The sequence below is a fragment of the Acidovorax sp. BLS4 genome (genome assembly GCF_032929295.1).
Lineage (GTDB): Bacteria > Pseudomonadota > Gammaproteobacteria > Burkholderiales > Burkholderiaceae_C > Paracidovorax.
This window is the reverse complement of record NZ_CP136797.1, coordinates 234,989-257,339: the sequence shown is the minus strand read 5'-3', so window position 1 is coordinate 257,339 and position 22,351 is coordinate 234,989. Positions and strand designations below refer to the sequence as shown.

Here is a 22,351-nt window from a genome sequence, read left to right as displayed (position 1 = left end):
TCCGTGATCGTCATCCCTGCCGGCGCGCAGGCGACCAAGAGTATCGGCATGCCGATGAGAGGGGAATGCATACGTGCTCCATTTCAAGCGCCGGGAACCCGCCCGGCCGGTGGTAGCCCCGGCATTCGCCTGGGCGGATGACTCAGTCGTTGGCGCCCAGCACCACGATGCCGGCGCGCTCGCACTCGCCAGCGTCGGCCAGGAAGCTCCAGCAGCCGTTGGTGATGGCGTCGGCCACCACACCACCGCCTTGTGACTCGACGCGTGCTGTCAGTTCCTCGCCGCCGCACAGGTCCGCGTCGTATGCAATGCCGAGTCCGGAGACTTCGACCACGAGCGTGCCTTGCTGGAGTTGGCCGGATTCGGAAACCCAATGACCCTTGAGAATGCGTGTTTGCATGTGAAAGCCTCTATCTGCTTTTTCCCTGGAACCCGCCAGGCCGGTAAAGACAATGTAGCTCAATATGAGCTACAGCACAACCACTCTTTTTGCACTGCTGCGCACGCCGTGCTAGTCTGAAAAAGCCACTTCCCGCATTTGAGGCCGACACATGTCGGCCTTAGTTTTTTGTGCCTCCCCCGGCACAGTCACTCCATCAACAACGCCGCGCTGCGGCCACCGATGGAGCGACAGATGTCCGACAAAGACGAGACCCAAACCCCGGCCGAAGAGGCCCCGCAGATGACGGCCGCAGAAGCCGTCAAGCGCGTGCGCCGCACCGTCGTGGAGATGGTCGATGGCCGCGTCGATGGCAAGCCCGCCAAGGTGCCCAAGCCTCGCCAGGTGCCCCTGAGCGCCTCCGAGGTGCTGGCGGTGGCCGACCATGGCACGCATGTGGTCGTGGTCACCACCGACGGCCAGAAATTCACCGACCGCAGCGAGTAAAGCGGTCATGACGATCAAGCTCCTGCCCGCAGGCACCGGCCACGCCCGCCTCACCGAGGCCGTGACCAGCGAATACGGCCAGCTCATCGAGCTGGTGCGCCAGGCCGTGCGTGACAAGCTGCGCCTGTCGGCCAACGGCGACTACTACGTCGACGTGCGCGGCATCTGGGCCGAGCATGTCGTGGTGGCCTTCAAGGGCCGCATGTACCGCTACGGCTACACCATCGGGGCCGACAACGCCGTGGTCGTGGGCGAGGCCACCGAGGTGGTCGCCGACTTCCAGCCGGTGGCCGCACCCGCTGCGCAGCCGGTCACCGTCAGCGTGACCGAGGCCCTCGGCCAACCCTTCCGCGAGGCCGCTGACGGCTCCATCGTCGTGCGGCTGATCCAGGCCGGGCGCAGCGGCAACCGCAACTACTACCCGGATGCCGCTCTGCGCGAGGCGGCGCCCATGTTCGAGGGCGTTCGGGTGTTTGCCAAGTCCGACGCGGACCACCTGGCGGGCAAGGGCAAGGACGTGCGCAGCCTCATCGGCGGCATCTACGGCGTGCGTTTCGTCGAGGGCAAGACCCCGGACACCGGCACGCTGGTCGGCACCTTCAAGGCCCTGGACCCGACCGACGCGGTGGTCATCAAGATGACCGAGGCCGTCAAGCGGGACATGCAGGGCCTGCTGGGCCTGTCCATCGACGCCGATGCGCGCACCAAGCCGCGCAAGGCCGGCGCCGAGACGCTGCGCGAAGCCGTGAAGTTCACCAAGGTGCATTCCGTGGACCTGATTGTCGAACCGGGCGCTGGCGGCGGCCTGGATCGTCTGACCGAAGCCGCCGCCGACCAACCCACCACCCCCGAAGGAAATGCAATGCCGCTGTGGAAGCAACGCTTGCTGGAAGCCATCAAGGCCAAAGATCCCGTTAAATTCGCCGCCATCGACGCCGACAAGATCGGTGACGACGAGCTGGTCAACCTGCACGAAGCCGTGTGCGTCGAGCCCGCCGCGCTCGGCACCCAGCGCGTGACCGAAGCGCAGGGCGACAACACCCCCGTCACGCGCGCCGACCTGCAGGTGATCACGCTGCGCCAGGCGGCCCATGCCCGCATCGCCGCAGCCCGCTTGCCCCAGGCCGCCAAGGAACGCCTGCAGGCGCAGATCGACGCCACCTCGGCGCCCGAGCGCCTCACCGAAGCCGCCGTGGGCGAGGTGATCAAGGCCGAGGGCGCCTACATCGCCCGCATGACCGAATCGGGCGCCGTGCGCGTGCCGCTGTTCGGCGACGGAGCGATCACGGTCGGCGACCGCAGCGTGACCATGCGCGACATGCTGGATGCCTTCTGGGACCCCGCCCACAAGGACCACCGCAGCGTCCAGTCGTTCAAGGAGTGCTACATCGAGATCACGGGCGACCGCCGCGTGACCGGCGATCTGCGCAACTGCGACATGGGCCGCCTCGCTGAAAGCCTGGGCTCGTTCCGCGAGTCCATCGACACCACCACGCTGGCCGACGCACTGGGCGACAGCATCACGCGGCGCATGCAGGCCGTGTACACCGGACTTGCCAACCTCGACGCCTGGAAGAAGGTGGCGACCTATGGCCCGGTGAACGACTTCCGCTCGGTCGAGCGCATTCGCATCGGCGGCTACAGCAATCTGCCCGCCGTGGCGCAGGGTGCGCCCTACGTGCCGCTCGCATCGCCCGGCGACGACAAGGCGACGTATGCCGTGACCAAGCGCGGCGGTACCGAGGACGTGACCTTGGAGGCCATCAAGAACGACGACGTACAGGCCCTGCGCCGCATCCCCGTCGAACTGGCCCTGGCCGCCAAGAACACGCTGTACGAGTTCGTCTTCGACTTCTTCCGCACGAACCCTGCGATCTACGACGGCAAGGCGCTGTACCACGTCGACCACGGCAACCTCTTCACCGCGCCCCTGAGCGCGGCCGAGTTCGGCCTGCACCGCCTGGCGATGCTCAAGCAGACCCGCGCCGGCAGCGGCAAGCGCCTGGCGACCGCCCCCGCCATCGTGATGGTGCCCTTCGAGCTGGAAGAGACGGCCTACAACCTGTTCGTGCGCAACCAGAACCTGGACAAGACGTTCGTGCAGACCATCAATCCAGAAGTGCTGCCGGTCAACTACTGGACCGATGGCAACGACTGGGTCACCGCCGCCAGCCCGACCCTGTTGCCCGCCCTGGAAATCGGCTTCCTGGATGGCCGCGAAGACCCCGAGCTGTTCGTGCAGGACGCGCCCACCGTGGGTTCCATGTTCAGCAACGACAAGCTGACCTACAAGATTCGCCACATCTACGGCGGCAGCGTCCTGGTGGACGGTTTCAAGGCCACCACCAAGGCCGTCGTTCCCGCTTGACCCACCCTTCGGCCCGCCCCGCAAGGGGTGGGTCCGTCAAGCCGCCGCCCCTGGCGCCTTGCCCGACCCAGTCGACCCCACCGACCCGATCCCCTTCGCTCCCCACCCTTTAACGGATACCCATGGCCTTCGCCGATTACCCACTGCAAGTCGATGACCTGGTGCGCGACCAGAGTAGCACCCTCTCGCCCGAGACGCGCGACCGCGCCATCGCCTCGGCGCTGCTGCGCTACAGCGCCGACTTCCCCCGCGACCTGGTCGAAGACGTCACCTGGCCTGCCTTGGGCGTGTTCGGTCCGGTGCCCTCGGACTGGAGCGATGGCGCCGTGCTGCGCGGGGCCGAGTACCCCATCGGCCAGCAGCCGCCCTCCGTGGCCCACCTCGGGGCCTATCGGATGCCGGGCAACGGCTGGGGCCTGGAGGCCGTGCAGGCTCTGCCAGCCGGCGCCCAGGTGCGCGTGTCCTATGCCGCCGACCACACGCTGGAGACCATCCCCGCGCGCCACAGCCTGGCCGTCGCCCAGTTCGCGGCCAGCCTGCTGTGCCACCAGCTCGCCACGTACTACAGCGGCCAGCGCGAGACGACGATGGGCTCCGACGCCAGCCAGACCGAGACGCGTGCCCGCGAGTACGCGGCGCGGGCCAAGGAATTGCGCACGGCCTACTACGTGGGCACCAACCAGCCCGACCCCTACGCCAGGCCGGCCGCCAGCACGGGCAGCGGCGAGGCCCCTGCAGGCGCCTTCGTGACCTGGCCTGGCCGCAGCCGCAACCGTCTGGTGCGAGGTGTGCTGTGAGCCATCTGCACCTGACGCTGGCGGGCCTGGACGCCCTGCAGCGCGGATTTGAGCAAGCGCCCGAGGCCACGCGGCGCGAGCTGCTGGCCGGCATGACCGAGGCCACGCTGCTGGTCGAGCGCGAGGTCAAGGACCGCCTGCCGCGCGTGACCGGCATGACGGCGGCCAGCGTTGCCAGCGATGCCTTCGCCACGCCCGTGGGCGTGATCGGCACCGTGGGCAGCTCGCAGCCCTCGGCCACGTTCCTGGAGCTGGGCACGCGCCCCCACATGCCACCGGTGGAGGCCCTCATTCCGTGGGTGCGTGCTGTGCTGGGCGTGGACCGCAAACGGGAGCGCAGCGTGGCCTTCCTGGTCGCCCGCAAGATCGCCCGCAAGGGCACCCAGGCCAAACCTCACTTCGCCGATGCGATCGCGGCCACCGAGAGCCAGGTATTGCGCGCGCTCGAGGACGCTGCCGGCCGCGTGGCGGTGCTGCTGGCAGGGGGCACGGCATGAGCACGCTGCAGCAGCACCGCGCCGCCATCGTGGCCGCCCTGGCCTCGGTCCCCGACATCGGCCACGTGCATGACCGCGAGCGCTACGCCAGCAACGAGGCCGCCTTCCGGGCCATGTACCTCTACACGCCGACCACCTCGACAGGCGGCACCGCCCATCTGCGCGGCTGGTGGCTGCGCCGCAGCGCCACCCGCGAACACAGCCCGAACGTGGCCCGGTCGATCAACGCGCACACCTGGACCGTGCGCGGCTATCTGGCATTCGCCGATGCCCAGGCCAGCGAGCTGCTGCTCGATGACCTGGTCGAGCAGTTCCGCGCCGTCGTGCGCGCCGATCCAACGCTGGGCGGCGTGGTGCAACCCGGCCCGCTGGACGAATCCGAGGACGGCGTTCAGGTCACCGACGCCGGACCCGTGCACTTCGCTGGGGTGCTGTGCCACAGCGTCGTTCTTTCCCTCACCACCTGGAGCTATCTGTGAGCAACAAACCAAAGGCATCCGATGCCACCGATCCAAACCCGAAAGCGGCGCAAGCCACGCCCGACCAAACGCCCGCGCAGCCGGCCGGTCCCGCAGCAGCTCTCCCTGCCGCTGGAGCTGGACCTGCCGTGGCTGCTGCCCCGGCGCCCGCGCCGGCCGAAGCCATCGCGCCCCCGCCTGTCCAGAACCCCAAGCGCGGCGGTCTCTGGCGCCAGGACGGCGAGGCCGCGCCGGTCGAGGTCCACCGCACCTACCACCCCGACGAACCCGAAGCCCAAAAGGCCCTTGACGAAGCCGCCGCTGCTGCAGCGACCGGCCCCGCCTGAGCCCGCGGTTCCCCCGATTTCAAAGGACTGACAAATGCCCGCAAAACTCATGCGCAAGATGGCCATCCTGGCCCTGGTCGAAACGGTGGTCGGCTCGCCCGTCGTGCCGGTGGCGGCCAACGCGCTGCTGGTCAGCGATGCCACGCTCACGCCCATCGAAGGGGACGTGGCCGAGCGCAACAACATCCGGCCCTTCTTCGGCTCCAGCGGCTCCACCCTGGTGACCGAATACCAGAAGGTCTCGTTCTCGGTGGAATTCACCGGCGTGGCGGTGGCCGGCAACCTGCCCGGTGTGACCGATCTGCTGCGGGCCTGCGCCATGAGCGCCACCGTGCAGACCGGCGTCAAGACCGTGTTCGCGCCCGTGACCGACGGCATCGAGTCGGTCACGATCTACGGCAACGTGGACGGCATCCTGCACAAGATGCACGGCGCGCGCGGCGAGGTCGAACTGACCACCGACGCCAAGGGCATCCCGAAGTGGAAATTCGACTTCACCGGCTCCTTCGTGCCGGCCGTGGATGCTCCGCTGCCGGCCGTCAACTACACCGCGTTCCTGGCGCCGCTGGGGGTCAACAAAGCCAACACCACGCTGCTGCTGGACGGCCTGGCCGTGGCCGCGAGCGCCTTCTCCTTCAAGGCCGGCAACACCGTGGTCAAGCGCGACCTGATGAACGTCGACAGCGTCGAGATCACGGACCGCAAGAGCACCGGCTCCGTCACGTTCGAGAACACGGCCATCGCGGTCAAGAACTGGATCGCCATGGCCCGCGCCAGCGCGGTGGTGCCCCTGGTCCTCAAGCACGGCCAGGGCGCCACGAACACGGCCACCTTCAAGTCGGCCCGCGCGCAACTGGGCAAGCCGACCTACAGCGACAGCGATGGCGTCCAGATGATCACGATTCCCCTTTCGTTCATCCCCTCAGATGCGGGCAATGACGAGTGGGCCATCGAGATCTGAACGCGCCCACGGCACACCGCTTTCTTTCACCCCGCCAACCCTTCTTCAAACCTTTCAACGGAGCCACCATGGCAGTCAAAGTTTCTCACCTCAAGCCCACCTTCACGGCACCCGCCGCCGTGTACCTGCCGGGCGACGGCGGCGCGCATGAACGCGTCGATTTCGAAGTGCATTTCAAGCGTCAGCCGGGCAGAGAACGCGATGCGCTGAACGACCGCTATCTCAAGGGCGAAATCAAGAACGCCGAGCTGCTGGACGAGATCGTGGTGGGCTGGAGAGGTTTCAACGACGAAGCCGGCCAGCCGGTGCCGTACAGCCACGAAGAACGCAGGGAAGCCGAGGCCGAGTACTCGGGCGTGGAGTCCGCCATGGTCGTGAGCTGGTACGACCACGCGTTCATTCACCAGCGGGAAGCCGCCGTAAAAAACTCCAAGGCGCCGTCGCTCACTACCTCGGCGCCGACCACGCAGACCGCTACGTCGTAGACGAGGCGCTGCAGGCGGACTGCGCGGTCTTGGGGCTCGATGTCGACCAGCTCATCCCGCAGCCGCTGCAGCAGGACCGCCCCCAGGACTTCGAACTGTGGCCCGAGCATGCCCGTGCCTGGCTGGTCTACACGCTGTGCCGCACGCAGTGGCGCAAGCAGCCGGTGTGGACTGGCGGTCCGATGGGTGGGGGTGCGTTGGTGTGGTTGTGGGAGGGATTGGATTACACCGCCGTGGAAATCCTGATGCGCCGCTACCGGGTGCCCGAGTCCGAGCAGGACGAGGTCTTCGAGCAGTTGCAAATTCTGGAAGGCGCCACGCTCGAAATCCGCAACGCCCGCTGACCTCCGACAACGCACAGCGCCGGATTGACCGGCCTCGGTTCTCGGGGCTGACACCGGCCCCCACCGCACCGATAGCACCCCCACCAATCTCTCTTTAACTCTCCAAAAATACATGGCAAGCGCGGTACGTCAGATCGGCATCAGGATGGTGGTGGACGCCCAGTCGGTGACCACCGAGGTGCCGCGTGCCGCGCGTGAGTTCACCCAGCTCGGCACCACCGCCGAGGGAGCCGCCGCCCGCACCACGCGCAGCCTGGGCCAGATCGGCGTCTCCGTGCGCGACCTGGTGGTCGGAGCGGCCGGCCTGCACCTGGTCAGCGGCGGGCTGACCGCCATCGCCAACGCGATCACGGCGATGCCCCGCGCCGCGTTCGATTACTCGAAGAACTTGGAAGTCAGCCAGATCGGAATGGCCGGCATCTTGGGTTCGATGACGGCCATCAACGGCCAGCAGACCGACTACAACACCGCCCTGCGCATCAGCTCGGAGTACATCCGCAAGCTCAACGACGACGCGCTGCGCACCGCTGCCACCAGCCAGGAACTGACGACGGTGTTCCAGGCGCTGCTGGCCCCTGGGCTGTCGGCGCGTATGACGCTGGACGAGATTCGCCAGCTCACGGTGGTCGGCACCAATGCGGTCAAGAGCATGGGGCTGGATGCCGGCCAGGTGGTGCAGGAGCTGCGTGACCTGGTCGCGGGAGGGATCACGCCGGCCAGCTCGACGCTGGCAGGTGCGCTGGGCCTCAAGGACTCCGACATCGCCAAGGCCAAGGCATCGAGCGAGGGATTGTTCTCGTTCCTGATGCAGCGGCTGCAGGGCTTCAAGATGTCGAGCGAGGCGTTCGACCAGACCTTGAAGGGGCGCCTGGACCAAGTCAGGGAAGGCGCCACCCGCGTGGCGGCCGAGGGCCTGGAGCCCCTGGTGCTGGCCTCCAAGGAAGCGCTGGGCGAGGTCAGCAAGCTCTTCGTCACCATCGGCGAGGGGGGCAAGGTCACGCTCAACCGCGAGCTGGTCGATGGCATCCGCGAATTCGCCACGGCAGCGGCGCAGGCCATGGCGACCGGGCGCGAGTGGACCGGCGTCGTCTGGGACAACCGCGAAGCGGCGATGGCCTTGGGCGCGGTGTGGGCGAGCGTCAAGCTGGGCAATCTGGTGGCCGACACGGTCGCGGCCACGGCGGCCAAGGTGGAGATGGTCCAGGCATCGCGCCTGGCGGCCGCGCAAGCTGCTGCAGAGGCCGCATCGAACACCGAGGTGGCCGTCACGTCCCGCGCCAAGCTCGCGGCGTATCTCGCCGAGCTGCAGGCCAAGGTGGCGGGCGCCCAGGCCGAGGCCGCCGCGCAGGCGGCCCAGCTCGCCACGCTGGCGACGACCAAGGAAGCCATCGCGCTGTCGCGCGCCGAGGTGGTGTCCAAAATGGACGCCACGCGCTCGACCATCGCGCAGACCGAGGCCCAGCTCGTGTCCGTGCGGACCACGATGGCGCAGGCCGAAGCCCAGCTCGCCGCCGCGCGCAGTGCGGGGGCCCTGAGCTACGCCCTGGCCGCCGCACGCGAGGCCACGGCCACCCTCAACGCCACCCAGGCCCAGCAGATCGTGCTCACGGCCGACCTGACGGCAGCGCAGGCACGCCACGCGCTGCTGATGACCGAGCTGGCGACGTTGGGCAAGCAGCAGGCAGGGGTGCAGGCGGCGGTCACGGCGGCCACGGCAGCGCAGACGGCGGCGACCAATGCGGCGGCCACGGCAGCGGGCACGCTGACGGCAGCGCAGGGCGCGGCCTCGTTGGCTGGGCGTGCTTTGTCTGGTGTCGTCGGCTTCCTGGGTGGTCCGATTGGACTAGTCACCACCGCTCTCACCTTGGGCGTAACCGCCTGGACGCTATGGGGTAATCGCGGGAGTGAGGCGGAGCGCCAAGTGCAGGGCGCAGTCGCACGCAGCACGCCTGAGATCATCGACGACCTCGATAAACAGATTGCAAAACTCAAGGCGCGTAACGCGCTGGCGGCAGCAGGGTTGGGTGACCTCGCCAAGCAGTCAGGCCGCGAAGTCGAGGAGCTTAGCGAGCTGCAAGTCCAGATCGATAACCTCCAGAACGGAAAGGGACCGACTGGTGGTGCGGCGTTACCCGAAGCCGCGAGAGTGGGACTGCTGCAGACCTTGCTGCGCCAATACGGCGAAATGGTCGGACGCATCCGCTCAGTGGGTGAAGAGCAGACAAAACTCGACAAAGGTACTGACAACCTCACGCTCACCGTCAACGGAGCAGAACAAGCCTGGAAGAAGTCCGTCGAAGGCGTCAAGACCGCCAGCTCCATCCAAGAGGAATACGAGACCAAGCTGCGGGCCTCCACCGATGCCTGGAAGACCTTCCGCGCCGCCCTCGAAGCCTCCAACGCCAGCCCCGAGACCATCAAGGCGCGGCAGAAAGAGCAGGACCAGGTCGAAGCATCGCTCGCCGCCGAGCGCGACAAGAAGATCAAGGAGCTGGGGGCCAGTGCGGCCACGGCGACGGCCCACTCCATCGACGCGCAGATCGCGGCGGTGCAGCACGGTTACAAGCTGCTGGCGGCCAAGACGGCCGATGGCCTGGACGCCATCGATGCCCTGCGCCAGCGCGACCAGATCAGCGAATACACGGCGGTGCAGCGCAAGACCGCGCTGCAGGCCCAGGACATCGCCGCCCAGCAGGAAGCGCTGCGCGTCGAGCTGCGCCTGCTGCAGGGCAAGAAGGATTCGGCCAAGGAACGCGCGAACCTGGAAGGCCAGTTGGCCGAGCTGGAGCAAAAGCGCCTCAACGTCCAGGCCGCTGGCGCGCGCGACCTGGAGACGCTGCTCATCAAGCCGCAGCTCGAACAGGTCAATGCCCTGCGCCAAAGCACGGACGCGATCCACGAACAGGCCGCCGCCCTGGAGGCGCAGAACCGCGTGCATGGCCTGGGCGCTGCGGCGCTGCAGGACCTCATCCTGGCCCAGCTCGAAAAACGCCGCCTGGACCTGGAGGCAACCGACAACGTCATCCCGGGCTATATCGAGCAAGTCGAGCGCGAGATCGCGGCCCACAAGCGCCTGCGCGCTGCGATGGCCGACAAGGCCTCCAAGGACTGGGCGGCGGAGCAGGCCGAGGCGGCGGTGAAGGCCAACGAGAAGGCCACCGAAGCCGTGGCGCGTGAGAACGAGCAGCTCGCTCAGTCCCTGACCGACAACCTGATGCGCGGTGGCAAGAGCGCGGCCGACTACCTGGAAGACACCTTCCGGGCCTTGGTGCTGCGGCCGGTCATCAGCGCGATCGTGCAGCCGGTGTCGTTGCTGATCAATGGCATCACGGGCGGCGCCATGTCGGCCATGGGTCTGGCGGGCACCGTCGCGGGAAGCGGCGGATCGGGCGGCGGGCTGGGCATGCTGAGCAACATTTCTTCGCTCGCGAGCCTGGGCTCCAGCCTGGGCATGTTCGGCACGGCAGCGGGCTACGGTGCTTCCGCGCTCTTCGCGGGCAACGGCCTGGCCGCGCTGGGCGGTGGCATGAACATGATCGGGGCCGGCTCGCTGGCCTCCGGGTTCGGCATGGCCGCAGGGGTGCTGGGGCCGATTGCGCTCGGCATCGGGGCGCTGTCGGCCCTCGCCAAGGCCACCAAGGGCGAGACGCGCATCGGCGGGCAATTCGGCGTGGCCTACGACGGCCAGGTCGAGAACCACCGTCGCGGCCAGACGTACACGTACCAGGGCCAGCAGTACGACCGTGACTTCTCCAACGGGGAGCGCGTAGCCCTCAGCAACGGCGAAGCCTACCGCCTGGAGGGCGATCCGCTGTCCAACGAGGACACGATCCGCAAGGCGGTCTCCGGCACGGCCAAGAGCATCGACGACATGCTCAAGGCCCTGGGCAGCCAGGCGCGCCTGACCAGCTTCTCTGCAGGGCTGGAGACCAGCTCCAAGGACCGGGGCGGTTGGTTTTCAGGCGGTCGTCTCAGCAACGGCGAGACGTTCGGGGAAACCGGTGAAGGCGACAACTACGCGGGCACGCTTTACGAAGTCTTCAGTACACGCAGCCCGGACTACAAGACGGCCGTCGAGGGTTTCTCGCTCGACCTCAAGCAGGCCGCCATCCAGGCGCTGCAGAAGGTCTCCGACATCCCCGCGTCCATCAAGAAGAGGGTCGAAGGCGTAGACGCCGAGGCACTCACCGCCGACGCGGCCGACGAACTACTCACGGCCATCAACGTGCAGATCACGGGCGTGACCGCGTTCAAGGACTCCTTGAAGACGATGGGCCTGGAGAAACTCGCGGGCATGAGCTTCGATGCGGCGGCGGGGCTGGCAGAGCTGTCGGGCGGATTCGAAGCGCTGCAGGGCAATCTGACCGGGTACTACAGCAATTTCTTCAGCGCCGAGGAACGCCGCAATAACTTGCAAAAGCAGATGCAGGACCAGTTGGCGACCCTGGACCTGAAGCTGCCCGACATCAACGCCGACGATGCGCGAGACCAGTACCGCCGCCTCATCGAAGCGCAGGACGACACGACGGAAGCGGGCCGCAAGAACATCGCCATGCTGCTAGCGCTGCAGGGTGCCTTTGCCTCGGCGACCGTGTCGGGCGACGAGCTGGCCGCGCGCGAGTTACAGCGCGCCCAGACCGTCGAGGACAAGCGGTGGGACTTGCAGCAACGCACCCTGATCGCCGAAGGCAAAGAGCGCGAGGCGCTGGACCTTCGTCGCTTGAAAGAGTATTACGGCTTGCTGGCCCTCAACCCGGCCCTGGCCGAGATGGCGATCCAGCTCTACAAGGCCGAGGACGCAGCCACCGCCGCGCGCCAGGCCGAGGAAGACCGGCAGGCCGCCGAGGCCGCGCGGGCCACGGCGACGGACAAGGCGTATGCCGTCTTCGAAAAATCCATCGGTGCCGCGCAGGAGGCCATCCAGGCCGAGATCGAGTTGCGCGATGCGCGTGTCGCATCGGGCAAGACGTTGGTCGAGCTGGCCCGTACCCAGGCGCGCGAACTGCGCGGCCAGGTGGCCGAGACGGCGGCCCTCGCTGCGGCGCAGGGCAATGCGGCCATCGAAGCGGCGCTGGCGGCGCTGCGCACGGGCCAGCGCTACGAGGACGACGGCGGCCTGTCCGATGCCGTGGCGGCTGCACGCGCGGGAATCACCGAGAGCGCGTACAGCAACCGGCTGGACTACGAGGCCGCGCAGCTCATGCTCGCCAACCGCCTCGAGGAGATCGGCGACCTGGGCCAGTCGCAACTGTCGACCGACGAACTGCTGCTGCGCGCCGCCAAGGCCGAGGCCGACCGCTTGGAACAGATGCTCAAGGACAACAAGGATGCATTGGACATCGCGCGCGGCCAGTACGTGGGCATCCTGGACATCGGGACGGCGATGCGCAACCTTCACGCCGCCTTGATCGCCGAGAAGCCGGGAACGGCCTTGCCTGGCAGCGGCTCCGGCACTGGTTCTGGCGGCGCGGTATTCGGTGGCACGGCGGGCGGCGATGTGCAGTCCACGCGGCCCACCACGGCACCGGCCAAGTATTTCGACCTCATGTACCTCGCCACGGCGGGCGTCGGCCGCTCGCCGATCACGGATGCCGCGACCACGGCTCGCCTGGATGCACTGGCGCCCACATATCACTCGTTCGACGGCACAGGTGATCTTTCTGGGCTGATGGCGGCCATGGAAGCCAAGGGCGCCACGCTGCGGGATATGTCGCGCCTGTCGGGCTATTGGGAGGCCGACTGGGCCAAGGTGCAGGCGATGGTGGGTTCCAACCTGCCCTCGTTCGATATCGGGATCAATCGCGTCCCCTATGACATGAAGGCTCAGATCCATGCGGACGAAGCCGTCATCCCTGCACGTTTCAACCCCTTTAACCCCGGCGCGCAATCGCCATGGGGCGCGAGCGATGCACAACTGTCCGACGCCATCCAACGACTGACCACTCAGCACTACAACATCGGGCGGGAAACGCTCGCCACCCTGAAAGAGGCCAACACCACCTTGCGCAAGCTCGATTCCATCGGTATCAAGCTCCGCGAGGAAAAGGCGACCACCGCATGAGCGACAGCACTTACACGCGGGGCATGGGGCTGATCGCGCCCATCGCGATCTCGCCGGCCAACATGACGATCAACGTGCCAGCCAGCACGTTGCCCGCGTGGGCTCAGAACACTGCCTATGCCAATGGCGTGGAGGTCATCGATGCCGCTACCCGGATCATCTATCGCAGCCTCAAGGACGGCAACACCGGGAACGTGCCGGCGATCAGCGCCACGGCCTGGCAAGCGCGGGGCGTGGAAGAACGCATGCGCTTGTTCGACGCCTCGCTGGGTTCGTATGTCGAGGTCAACGACATGATCGAGATTGTGGTCACACCAGGCCGAGTCGTCACGGACGTCGCGGTCTTCGGTGCTGCCACGCACGCGGTGCAGGTGCTGATGGTCGATCCCACGGAGGGTCAGGTTTTCGATAGCGATGACGTGATCATGCTCAGGCCTTCGGGCAACAGCCACTGGGGCTACTTCTTCAACCCCATCGAGCGAGAGGACCGGGTCTTGATCAGCGGCCTGCCGGCCTATGCCCGCGCGACGATCACGATCCGCATCAAGAACCCGGGCCTCAAGGCCCGCTGCGCCGAAGTGGTGATCGGTCGCGCCCTTTGGCTGGGCAATACGCAGTGGCGCCCATCGCTGACCTTCGATGACTTCACCGAGAAGACGCGGGACCGCTGGGGCGGCTGGCAGATTGGCTCCGAGGCCGCCTACAGCGACAAGATGAAGCTGCAGGTGCTGGTCGAGGGCGCCCAGTTCGATCGCACGCGTGCCCAGGTGATCCCCTATCGCAACAAGCCTGTCGTCTGGATCGGCGCACGCGGCTATACAAGCCTCATGACCTACGGCTTCCTCACGGCCTTCGAGCTGGTCCTGAACAACCAGGGCATTTCCGATTGCAGCATGACCATTGATGGACTGGAGACCCTATGACCAATTTCACGCAACCGCCCGCAGCACCCGCCGAGTCGGTGGCGGTGCCCTCGCGCCGCTTCGACCCGCAAGAGCAATTCGACGTCAAGACAGACACCTACTTGACGTGGCAAGCCGGCTTCCGCAACTGGCTCGCATCGTTTCGCAATTGGTGCGTGACGATGCTCGGAGAAATGACGCAGGCGACCAGCCAGGTGGCGCAGGCCGTGCTGGACGCGGCGGGTTTCGCCAAGACGGCGTCGGATGCCGCCGTGGTGGCAGTCCCTGCCGCGAGCGCGGCCAGCGCAGCAGCGTTGCAAGTGGACAAGCGCTATCTCGGCGCCAAGGCCGTGCTGCCCGTGGCCGACAACCAGGGTGCGCCGCTGGTGTCCGGCGCGGTTTGCTACTACACGGGCGTGGCGCCGAGCAAGGTGATGGTGTGGAGCGGCACGGAGTGGACCACCGGCATCGCCTCCGTCGCCGGCGTCAGCAGTTGGGCGGGCAAGTCGGGCAACGTGGCGCCCTTGTTCTCTGACCTCGGCGGCCGGCCTAACTCGCTGGCCGGCTACGGCGTCACCACCTTGGTGGGCCTGTCGGAAGGGGGCACGGGAGCGGCCACGGCCGATGCAGCGCGCGCCAACCTGGCGGTGCGCGAGCGCCTCGTCGCGGATCGGACGTACCACGTTCGCAAGGATGGCAACGATGCCAACACGGGTCTCGAGAACACTGCTGTGGGCGCGTTTCTCACGATCCAGCGCGCGCTGGATGAATGCCGCAAGCTGGACCCTGGAGTCTTCGGCATCACGATCCGCGTGTATGCGGGCACCTTCAGCCAGGCGCTGTCCGTGCCGGCCCTGATCGACGGGAGCCAGGGCGTCACCATCGCCGGCAACGGCTCGGGCTCCACGTTCCTCACGGCGCCTTCGGGCGGCGTCGTCGTGTCGACCTCGTTCCGTGCACGGCTGCACATCCAGGACGTGGGCATTTCGGTGGCCGGAGCCGGGGTGGGCATCTTGACCAATCCCAACTCCTACGTGTCGTTCTCCAACATCGCCTTCGGTGCCTGCGGCTATCACATCTATGCGCAGTATTCGTCCACCATCAATGCCACCGGCAACTACTCGATCACGGGGGCTGCGACGTACCACATCTACTGCGTGTACATGGCTACCGTGGTCATCAACGGCCGAACGATCACCATCACCGGGAACCCCGCCTTCACCACTTACGCGGTGGTGGCGTACACGGGCCTGCTGATCATGGTGGGCAACACCTACGTCGGCACCGCCACCGGGGCGAAGTTCTCAGCGTCGGCCAACGCGGTGGTCTACACGGCCGGAGAAAACACGCCCGGTTCGGCCGGGGGGTCTGTCGCCAGCGGCGGCCAAGCGGTTTAAAGGAGAGACGACATGCCCTACATCAACAAGACCTCAGGCAAGTTCGGATACAGCCCCGAAGTCGCAATGGCATCGCGTGGTGTATCGCCCGACTGGGCCAATGAGTGGCTCTGGTACGAACCCAGCACCCTGGCGCACGACGACCTTTTCCAGCAGTTGCAGGAGGTGGCCCCCGCGATGGTGGGCGGCCAGCTCACCCAGCAGTGGCGGGTACGGCCCGCCGATGTGGGCCATATCACGGCAGCAGCCACTGCACGCGCCCAGGCGCGCCTGGATGGCTGGGCGCGGAGCCGGAACTATGACGGCATCCTGAGCCTCGCAACCTATGCCAATAGCGCCGTGCCGCGCTTCGCGGCCGAGGCGGCGCGCGGGATCGAGTTGCGGGATGCCACGTGGGCCAAGCTGTACGAGGTTCTCACCGCTGTGCAGGCCGGTGAGCGACCCATGCCAAGCACGTGGGCGGCGCTGGAAGAGGAACTGCCGCCCCTGGCCTGGCCCGAGGCGGTGGACGCGTGAACGCTGTGGAGGACTGACACACAAAAAAGACAGGGCGAATGCAAGGGGTGCGGGAACACCCCAAGCAAGCGCCTCCGCCGTGCGTACACACGGCATTGACCGAAGACCCTGCCACCTAGCTAGGCGGGGCGATGATAGGCGATGCCGAGATGATGGATGTGAGATGCGGCCAGTGCCACAAGCTGCTGGCCCGCGCAGATGGAAACGTAGAGATCAAGTGCCCGCGTTGCGGGTGCCTCAACCACTGGAGGGCCAGCGCCGCTGATCGCAGCAGCCCGAGCCCCGACCCCGGAACGCCGCGAGCGTCATCAACCCGAGAAAACAACGATGACGCAAGCAAAAAGCCCATTGGCCTGGCTGGGGGGCAAAAGCCGCCTGGCCGACCGGATCATCCAAAAGATGCCGGACCACCAGACCTACTGCGAGGTGTTCGCAGGAGCGGCCTGGGTGCTCTTTAAAAAACCGGAAAGCAAGGTCGAGATCATCAACGACATCAACTCCGACCTGACCAACCTCTACCGGTGCGTCAAGCACCACTTGGCCGAACTCGTGGCGCAGTTCCGCTGGATGCTGGTGTCGCGCGACGAGTTCGACCGCTTCCTCAAGACGCCGGGCGACACGCTCACAGACATCCAGCGCGCGGCCCGGTTCTTCTACCTGGCCAAGAGCAGCTTCGGGGCGCGGATCGTGCGGCCGACGTATGGCATTTCTGCGACAGGTGCGCCCAGGCTCAACCTGCTGCGGATCGAAGAGGACTTGAGCGAGGCGCATCTGCGCCTGGCGCGGGTGTTCATCGAAAACCGGCCCTACGACCAGGTCATCCAGCGCTTCGACAAACCGGGCACGTTCTTCTACGTCGATCCGCCTTACTGGGACTGCGAGAAGGACTATGGCGAGGGGTTGTTCAGCCGGGACGATTTCGGGCGCCTGGCAGGCCTCCTGGGGGGCTTGAAGGGCAAGTTCATCCTGAGTCTCAATGACACGCCGGGCGTGCGCGAGACCTTCGCTGACTTCCAGATCGAGGCGGTCAAGACGCGCTACTCGATCAGCGGCAGTTCCAAGCAGGAGGCGGCCGAGGTGCTGATCAGTAATTTCAAGCTGGCTTGAGTGTCAGACCACGGTGGTCTGGCACTGCTTGCTGGCGGCGGCGAAGAGAGCGGTACTGGGTGCATCGAAACACGTTTTGGAAAGCACCCCATGAAGACCATCGTATCCGCCACCGGCCTGAACCTGATCGACGCCAATGCCGAGCGCTCCGCAGCCGCTGCGTACAAGGCCCGGCAGGCCAACATTTCGATCCTGATGGCGGCGCTGATCGACGGGCTTGATGCCCACGCCAAGCGGGCGGCTGCTGAGCCTCGCGATTACGGCTACGCCGGTGACCTGTCCACCGCGCAGCGACGGCTGGAAGAGATGGTTGCCTCGCTGGCCGGCGTGGAGGCTTGACCAACGGCGGGAGTTGTTCAGCGCACGGCCACCAGCGCTGCGCTGAACAACTCCCGCGCATGGCAATAAACCTGGAATTAATCCCAGGTTCTTCACGCTGAACAACTCCCGGCTGTCGCGAGCAGCCAAGTGGCGCGAAACGAGCAAATCCTGTAGGGTGAAGACCCTTCGAACATTTAAGCAGCCCCTTTGATGGGGCTTTTTTTCGACCGCGAGCGTGACTGGCGTTTAACTAGGGCGCCAAAGGCTGCGGCAAAAAGCGCCAAAGGCAGCGTTAATCAGTGCCAAAGCGCGCGGCGCGCAACAAGTGGTCCAGCAGCGAGAGCGTGGCGGGCTCTTTCAGATAGAAAACGGTCGCATCGACCAGACCAGAGGCGAAGTCGATGGCATCTGGGGCTGCGCGGCTCGTCGGCAGATCCGCAGCGGCGCCCGGCCATGCAGGGTGCAACAGGAGCACGTTGCCCGAATCGACCATGGTGGCGTTGGCCGCGTTGCGGTGTGCCTCCCAGACCGGTCCGCCGTAGAAGGCCGTGAGCGCCCGCCGACGCGCTGGCATGTCGATAAAGCCACGCAGCCAGACAAAAAGATCGGGCCGGTCCAGGTCCACGAACTGACCGATCACGCGCATGCCTTCTCGCTCTTGCGTTTCGATGAACTCGCGGTCGAACAGGTCGGTGAGCACTGCACGCTGGCCAGGGTGCAGTGTGTATTGGCGGAATTCGACGATGGTGCAATCGGCGAGGGATGGCGCGGCAGCGGCAGCGTTGGACATGCGATGTTCCTTTGGATAGAAGGGTTCACACAACGGAAAGACTGCAGTCTGCGGCGCCATACCTGCCAAGGCATGGCAGGTATTCACTGCATACTTCCTTGGCATCGACATTTCTCAACCGCACCCCAACCACCATGCGCGCCAGCCGCCTGCTCTCCATCCAGATGCTGCTCGAAACGCAGGGGCGCATGAGTGCGCAGGCCCTGGCCGAGACGCTCGAAATCTCGGTGCGCACGCTGTACCGCGATGTGGACCAACTGACCGCCGCTGGCGTGCCCATCTATGCCGAGCGTGGCCGCCATGGCGGGTTTGCGCTGCTGCCGGGTTGGAAGACCACGCTGACGGGGCTGACCCCTTCGGAGGCGCAGGCCGTGTTTCTGAGCGGGCTGCCCGGCCCGGCCGGAGCCCTGGGTCTGAGTGAGGATGTCGCGGGTGCACGCCTCAAGTTGCTGGCGGCGCTGCCTGCACCCTGGCGCGACGATGCGCAACGCGTGAGCGCACGGCTGCACCTGGACCCAGTGGATTGGTACCGCGAGAGTGAGCCCACGCCGCACTTGGCCACGGTAGCGGCCGCTGTCTGGAGTGGCCAGCAGTTGGCCTTGCATTATGAGAGCTGGGCCGACACGGTGGAGCGAACGGTGGGCGCTCTGGGCCTGGTGCTCAAGGCCGGGGTCTGGTACCTGGTGGCCTTGCCCATCGGCAGTGGTGCGAAGGACGACGGCGGACCGCGCACTTACCGCGTATCCAGCATTCGTGCAGCCATGGCGCTCGGCACCACGGTGCGACGCCCGGCGCGGTTCGATCTGCCAGCCTACTGGGCACAGTCCATCCGCCGCTTCGAATCGAGCCTCTATACGGGTGAGGCCGAGCTACTGGCCACGCCAGCGGGACTCAAAGGCCTGAGCGCGCTCAGCGCCGCGGTGGCGCGGGCAGTGGCGGCGGCTGGGCCGTCGCACCGCAAGGATGGTCGCGTGGCGGTCACGATTCCCATCGAGTCGGTAGACCATGCCTGCGGCCAGCTCATGCGCCAATCGCCGGAGGTCGAGGTGTTGCGCCCGAAGGCGTTACGGCGCGCCCTGGTGGAGCGAATCGAAGCCACGGCGCGGCTGTATCGGCTACGCTGATAGCCGACAGGGTTGGCCCCTGTTGCCATCTCCCAGGGACAGGAAAGCACGCATCGGCAACCGCCTCCCGATGGCGCTCAGGCCAGGCGGTCACCCCCGGCTCCGCAACGTCCGACTCAACAGCACAACCGGCACCAGCCCCACCGCCACCAGCGCCAGCGACGGCAAGGCCGCCTCGCCCAGCCGCTCGTCGCGCGCCAACTGGTAGGCGACCACGGCCAGGGTGTCGCTGTTGAAGGGCCGCAGCACCATCGTGGCGGGCAGTTCCTTCATCACGTCGACGAACACCAGCAGCGCCGCGGCGGCCGTGGAGCGCTTGAGCAGGGGCCAGTGCACCCGGGCCAGCAGGCCGGCACCGCCGGCGCCCAGCATGCGGGCGGAGTCGTCCAGGCTGGCGGGAATGCGCGCGTAGCCGCTTTGCATCGACTGCAACGCCACGGCGCAGAACCGCACGAGGTAGGCCCACACGATGCCGACCGCAGTGGCGGTGATGATCGACGGCAGGGCCCACTGGGGGGCGGCGGCCTGCAGCCAGCCCACGGGCAGCAGCAGGCCCACGACGATCACGGCGCCGGGCACGGCATACCCCAGGCTGGCCAGTTGCGCCACGCCGCGGGTGAGCGCGCCGGCCCGCCGCCGCACGGCGAAGGCCAGCACCAGGGCGATGGCCACGGCCAGCACGGCGGTGATGCTGCCCAGGCGCACGCTGTTGCCGGCCCACTCCAGAAAGCGCGACCAGGGCAGCACGGACCAGTCGGCCGCCAGGGGCCGCAGCATGAAGGCCACCGGGGCCACGAAGCCGAAGACCACCGGCAGCACGCACACCGCCCAGGCGGCGGCGCAGCGCAGTCCCTGCAGCCGCTGCGGCTGGGCCTCGGCGGAGCCCGCACGGCCCGCCCCGCCCGCGGCAAAGCGCATGCGCCGCTGCGCACGCTGCTCCAGCTGCAGCAGCAGCATGACGAGCACGAGCAGGATGGTGGCCAGCTGCGCCGCGGCCAGGCGGTTGTCCATCGACAGCCAAGCCTTGTAGATGCCGGTGGTGAAGGTCTGGATGCCGAAGTAGCTCACCACGCCAAAGTCGGCCAGTGTTTCCATGAGGACCAGCGCCACGCCGGCCGCGACCGCGGGGCGCGCCAGCGGCAGCGCGACGGTGCGCACGCGCCGCGCCAGCGGCGCCCCCAGCAGGCGGGCGGCTTCCATGAGGTGGGCGGCGCGCTCGCCCAGTGCCGTGCGGGCCAGCAGGTACACATAGGGATAGAGCGAGAAGATGAACACCCACACCGCGCCGCCCAGGCTGCGCACCTCGGGCAGCAGCCGGCCTTGCAGGCCATAGGTCTCGCGCAGCCATACCTGCAGCGGGCCGCTGAACTGCAGGAAGTCGGTGTACGCGTAGGCGGTCACATAGGCCGGCATGGCCAGCGGCAGCAGCAGCAGCCATTCCAGCGTGCGGCGGCCGCGAAAGTCGAACAGGGTGACGGCGGCGGCCGTCGCTGTGCCCACCACCGCCGCGCCGATGGCCACGGCCAGGCCCAGCCACACGGTGGTGGCGAAGTAGCCGGGCAGCACGGTGGCGGCCATTTCGCGCAGGATGGCCCCGGCCTCGGCGCCACCGGCACTGCCCGGCAGCCACGACGCAAGCACGGCCAGCACCGGCAAGGTCAGCGCGGCGGCGAGCAGCAGCAGGGGAATGGATCGCAGGGCGGAAAGAAGGCGTGGCAAGGGCGGGCCCTGAAGGGAAGGGTCGGGAGAATCGGACGGGGCATTCCGGTCGAAGATGGCTTCGGTCGAGCGCTGAAGGGCACGCCGGCAGGGCCGTCTGGATGCAAATGCGAATTCTACGCATTGGCGCCTTCTAGAATCGCGACCATGTTTCTTGAAGTCTCCCAACTGGAAGTGCGCTACGCCGGCCGCGCGCAAGCCGCCGTGCGCGGCGTCACCCTGGGCCTCGCAGCGGGCGAGATCGGCGTGCTCATCGGCCCCTCCGGCTGCGGCAAGACCACGCTGCTGCGCGCCGTGGCCGGGCTGGAGCCCGTGACGGCCGGCGAGATCCGGCTCAGCGGCGCGGTGGTAAGCGGCGGCGCGGGCCGCAGCGTGCCACCGGAGCAGCGGCGCATCGGCATGGTGTTCCAGGACTACGCCCTCTTCCCCCACCTGTCCGTGGGGCGCAACGTGGCCTTCGGCATCCACCGCCTGCCGCGCGCCGAACAGGCCGCGCGCGTGGACGAGGTGCTGCGGCTCGTGGGCCTGGAGGGCAGCGCCGCCCGCTTTCCGCACGAGCTCTCCGGCGGGCAGCAGCAGCGCGTGGCGCTGGCCCGCGCGCTGGCGCCCCGGCCGCAGCTGATGCTGCTGGACGAACCGTTTTCCAACCTGGACGTGGACCTGCGCGAGCGCCTGGCGCACGAGGTGCGCGGCATTCTGAAAGCAGCCGGCGCCACGGCGCTGTTCGTCACGCACGACCAGCTGGAGGCCTTCGCCATCGGCGACCGCATCGGCGTGATGGAAAGCGGCCAGTTGCACCAGTGGGACGATGCCTATGCGCTCTACCACCGCCCGGCCACGCGCTTCGTGGCCGACTTCATCGGCCACGGGGTGTTCGCGCCGGCCACGCTCGAGCAGCGCGGGGACAACGTGGTGGCCCGCACGCCGCTGGGCGACCTGACCGATGCGGCCGAGTGCCCCCTGCCCACGGGCTACCCCGGCGGGGAATGCGACGTGCTGCTGCGGGCCGACGATGTGGTGCACGACGACGCCTCGCCCGTGCAGGCGCGCATCGTCCGCAAGTCGTTCCGGGGCTCGGAGTTCCTGTACACCCTGCAACTGCGGGACGGCCTCACGGTGATGGCCCACGTGCCGAGCCACCACGACCACGCCGTGGGAGAGTGGATCGGCATTCGCCCGCAGGTGGACCACGTGGTGGCGTTTCCGCGGGCCTGATCCCGCGATGGGCGCGTCGATGGTAGCGACGGCCTGCCTCGCCCCCATCCAAGGCG

Annotated in this window: 21 protein-coding genes; 18 read left to right on the top strand and 3 right to left on the bottom strand. The window is 67.4% G+C overall.

The window, feature by feature from the left end:
- Positions 1-142: 142 nt before the first annotated feature.
- The gene (locus R1Z03_RS01150) at positions 143-400 is read right to left on the bottom strand and encodes a hypothetical protein (RefSeq protein ID WP_317356188.1); all 258 of its coding nucleotides are present in this window, start codon (positions 398-400) and stop codon (positions 143-145) included.
- 234 nt (positions 401-634) lie between these two features.
- Here R1Z03_RS01150 and R1Z03_RS01145 point away from each other — a divergent pair, with 234 nt between their 5' ends.
- The 16 genes from R1Z03_RS01145 to R1Z03_RS01070 all read left to right on the top strand — a co-directional run bounded on the left by R1Z03_RS01145 (position 635) and on the right by R1Z03_RS01070 (position 17,465).
- Positions 635-886, top strand: coding sequence for a hypothetical protein (locus R1Z03_RS01145; RefSeq protein ID WP_317356187.1), 252 nt, complete (start codon positions 635-637; stop codon positions 884-886).
- A 7-nt stretch (positions 887-893) separates the two neighbouring features.
- Positions 894-3,254 (top strand): hypothetical protein, encoded by a 2,361-nt coding sequence (locus R1Z03_RS01140; protein ID WP_317356185.1) that lies wholly within the window; start codon positions 894-896, stop codon positions 3,252-3,254.
- A gap of 122 nt (positions 3,255-3,376) precedes the next feature.
- Entirely contained in the window at positions 3,377-4,051 is a 675-nt protein-coding gene (locus R1Z03_RS01135) for a hypothetical protein (protein ID WP_317356184.1), read from the top strand.
- The gene (locus R1Z03_RS01130) at positions 4,048-4,548 is read left to right on the top strand and encodes a hypothetical protein (protein WP_317356183.1); all 501 of its coding nucleotides are present in this window, start codon (positions 4,048-4,050) and stop codon (positions 4,546-4,548) included. Before R1Z03_RS01135 ends, R1Z03_RS01130 begins: the two co-directional genes overlap by 4 nt.
- Positions 4,545-5,027 carry a hypothetical protein gene (locus tag R1Z03_RS01125; protein ID WP_317356182.1) on the top strand — a complete coding sequence of 161 codons (483 nt, stop codon included), beginning with the start codon at positions 4,545-4,547 and terminating at the stop codon, positions 5,025-5,027. Before R1Z03_RS01130 ends, R1Z03_RS01125 begins: the two co-directional genes overlap by 4 nt.
- Positions 5,028-5,155: 128 nt before the next feature.
- Positions 5,156-5,353, top strand: coding sequence for a hypothetical protein (locus tag R1Z03_RS01120; protein WP_317356181.1), 198 nt, complete (start codon positions 5,156-5,158; stop codon positions 5,351-5,353).
- Positions 5,354-5,387: 34 nt separating this feature from the next.
- Positions 5,388-6,314, top strand: coding sequence for a hypothetical protein (locus R1Z03_RS01115; protein ID WP_317356180.1), 927 nt, complete (start codon positions 5,388-5,390; stop codon positions 6,312-6,314).
- Positions 6,315-6,382: 68 nt separating this feature from the next.
- On the top strand, positions 6,383-6,799 hold the full coding sequence (locus R1Z03_RS01110; protein WP_317356179.1) for a hypothetical protein: 417 nt from the start codon (positions 6,383-6,385) through the stop codon (positions 6,797-6,799).
- A gap of 29 nt (positions 6,800-6,828) precedes the next feature.
- The gene (locus R1Z03_RS01105) at positions 6,829-7,143 is read left to right on the top strand and encodes a DUF1799 domain-containing protein (RefSeq protein WP_317356178.1); all 315 of its coding nucleotides are present in this window, start codon (positions 6,829-6,831) and stop codon (positions 7,141-7,143) included.
- 112 nt (positions 7,144-7,255) lie between these two features.
- Positions 7,256-13,204: a hypothetical protein gene (locus R1Z03_RS01100; RefSeq protein ID WP_317356177.1), complete on the top strand. Its 5,949-nt coding sequence runs from the start codon at positions 7,256-7,258 to the stop codon at positions 13,202-13,204.
- Positions 13,201-14,127, top strand: coding sequence for a hypothetical protein (locus R1Z03_RS01095; RefSeq protein WP_317356175.1), 927 nt, complete (start codon positions 13,201-13,203; stop codon positions 14,125-14,127). Before R1Z03_RS01100 ends, R1Z03_RS01095 begins: the two co-directional genes overlap by 4 nt.
- Positions 14,124-15,503, top strand: a complete 1,380-nt coding sequence (locus R1Z03_RS01090) for a hypothetical protein (protein WP_317356174.1) — start codon at positions 14,124-14,126, stop codon at positions 15,501-15,503. Before R1Z03_RS01095 ends, R1Z03_RS01090 begins: the two co-directional genes overlap by 4 nt.
- A gap of 12 nt (positions 15,504-15,515) precedes the next feature.
- Positions 15,516-16,019, top strand: a complete 504-nt coding sequence (locus tag R1Z03_RS01085; RefSeq protein ID WP_317356173.1) for a hypothetical protein — start codon at positions 15,516-15,518, stop codon at positions 16,017-16,019.
- Between the two features lie 131 nt (positions 16,020-16,150).
- A complete protein-coding gene (locus tag R1Z03_RS01080; protein ID WP_317356172.1) occupies positions 16,151-16,477 on the top strand; it encodes a Com family DNA-binding transcriptional regulator in 327 nt (108 codons plus the stop codon).
- Positions 16,368-17,126, top strand: coding sequence for a DNA adenine methylase (locus tag R1Z03_RS01075; RefSeq protein WP_317360186.1), 759 nt, complete (start codon positions 16,368-16,370; stop codon positions 17,124-17,126). The genes R1Z03_RS01080 and R1Z03_RS01075 overlap by 110 nt, the downstream gene beginning before the upstream one ends.
- Positions 17,127-17,216: 90 nt before the next feature.
- Positions 17,217-17,465: a hypothetical protein gene (locus tag R1Z03_RS01070; RefSeq protein ID WP_317356170.1), complete on the top strand. Its 249-nt coding sequence runs from the start codon at positions 17,217-17,219 to the stop codon at positions 17,463-17,465.
- A gap of 274 nt (positions 17,466-17,739) precedes the next feature.
- Here the strand turns inward: R1Z03_RS01070 and R1Z03_RS01065 are convergent, their stop codons facing one another.
- A complete protein-coding gene (locus R1Z03_RS01065) occupies positions 17,740-18,237 on the bottom strand; it encodes an NIPSNAP family protein (RefSeq protein ID WP_317356169.1) in 498 nt (165 codons plus the stop codon).
- A 134-nt stretch (positions 18,238-18,371) separates the two neighbouring features.
- On the opposite strand from R1Z03_RS01065, the gene R1Z03_RS01060 reads away from it, so the two are divergent.
- Positions 18,372-19,361, top strand: coding sequence for a WYL domain-containing protein (locus R1Z03_RS01060; protein WP_317356168.1), 990 nt, complete (start codon positions 18,372-18,374; stop codon positions 19,359-19,361).
- Between the two features lie 90 nt (positions 19,362-19,451).
- Here R1Z03_RS01060 and R1Z03_RS01055 read toward each other — a convergent pair whose 3' ends face one another.
- On the bottom strand, positions 19,452-21,080 hold the full coding sequence (locus R1Z03_RS01055; protein ID WP_317356166.1) for an iron ABC transporter permease: 1,629 nt from the start codon (positions 21,078-21,080) through the stop codon (positions 19,452-19,454).
- Between the two features lie 147 nt (positions 21,081-21,227).
- On the opposite strand from R1Z03_RS01055, the gene R1Z03_RS01050 reads away from it, so the two are divergent.
- A complete protein-coding gene (locus R1Z03_RS01050; RefSeq protein ID WP_284393251.1) occupies positions 21,228-22,295 on the top strand; it encodes an ABC transporter ATP-binding protein in 1,068 nt (355 codons plus the stop codon).
- The last annotated feature ends 56 nt before the right edge of the window (positions 22,296-22,351 follow it).

What these genes read in the sequence shown, in the direction of transcription:
- R1Z03_RS01150 (WP_317356188.1), bottom strand. Translation starts at nt 400, where the DNA reads ATGCAAACACGCATTCTCAAGGGTCATTGGGTTTCCGAATCCGGCCAA.
- R1Z03_RS01145 (WP_317356187.1), top strand. Translation starts at nt 635, where the DNA reads ATGTCCGACAAAGACGAGACCCAAACCCCGGCCGAAGAGGCCCCGCAG.
- R1Z03_RS01140 (WP_317356185.1), top strand. Translation starts at nt 894, where the DNA reads ATGACGATCAAGCTCCTGCCCGCAGGCACCGGCCACGCCCGCCTCACC.
- R1Z03_RS01135 (WP_317356184.1), top strand. Translation starts at nt 3,377, where the DNA reads ATGGCCTTCGCCGATTACCCACTGCAAGTCGATGACCTGGTGCGCGAC.
- R1Z03_RS01125 (WP_317356182.1), top strand. Translation starts at nt 4,545, where the DNA reads ATGAGCACGCTGCAGCAGCACCGCGCCGCCATCGTGGCCGCCCTGGCC.
- R1Z03_RS01115 (WP_317356180.1), top strand. Translation starts at nt 5,388, where the DNA reads ATGCCCGCAAAACTCATGCGCAAGATGGCCATCCTGGCCCTGGTCGAA.
- R1Z03_RS01110 (WP_317356179.1), top strand. Translation starts at nt 6,383, where the DNA reads ATGGCAGTCAAAGTTTCTCACCTCAAGCCCACCTTCACGGCACCCGCC.
- R1Z03_RS01100 (WP_317356177.1), top strand. Translation starts at nt 7,256, where the DNA reads ATGGCAAGCGCGGTACGTCAGATCGGCATCAGGATGGTGGTGGACGCC.
- R1Z03_RS01095 (WP_317356175.1), top strand. Translation starts at nt 13,201, where the DNA reads ATGAGCGACAGCACTTACACGCGGGGCATGGGGCTGATCGCGCCCATC.
- R1Z03_RS01090 (WP_317356174.1), top strand. Translation starts at nt 14,124, where the DNA reads ATGACCAATTTCACGCAACCGCCCGCAGCACCCGCCGAGTCGGTGGCG.
- R1Z03_RS01085 (WP_317356173.1), top strand. Translation starts at nt 15,516, where the DNA reads ATGCCCTACATCAACAAGACCTCAGGCAAGTTCGGATACAGCCCCGAA.
- R1Z03_RS01080 (WP_317356172.1), top strand. Translation starts at nt 16,151, where the DNA reads ATGATAGGCGATGCCGAGATGATGGATGTGAGATGCGGCCAGTGCCAC.
- R1Z03_RS01070 (WP_317356170.1), top strand. Translation starts at nt 17,217, where the DNA reads ATGAAGACCATCGTATCCGCCACCGGCCTGAACCTGATCGACGCCAAT.
- R1Z03_RS01065 (WP_317356169.1), bottom strand. Translation starts at nt 18,237, where the DNA reads ATGTCCAACGCTGCCGCTGCCGCGCCATCCCTCGCCGATTGCACCATC.
- R1Z03_RS01060 (WP_317356168.1), top strand. Translation starts at nt 18,372, where the DNA reads ATGCGCGCCAGCCGCCTGCTCTCCATCCAGATGCTGCTCGAAACGCAG.
- R1Z03_RS01050 (WP_284393251.1), top strand. Translation starts at nt 21,228, where the DNA reads ATGTTTCTTGAAGTCTCCCAACTGGAAGTGCGCTACGCCGGCCGCGCG.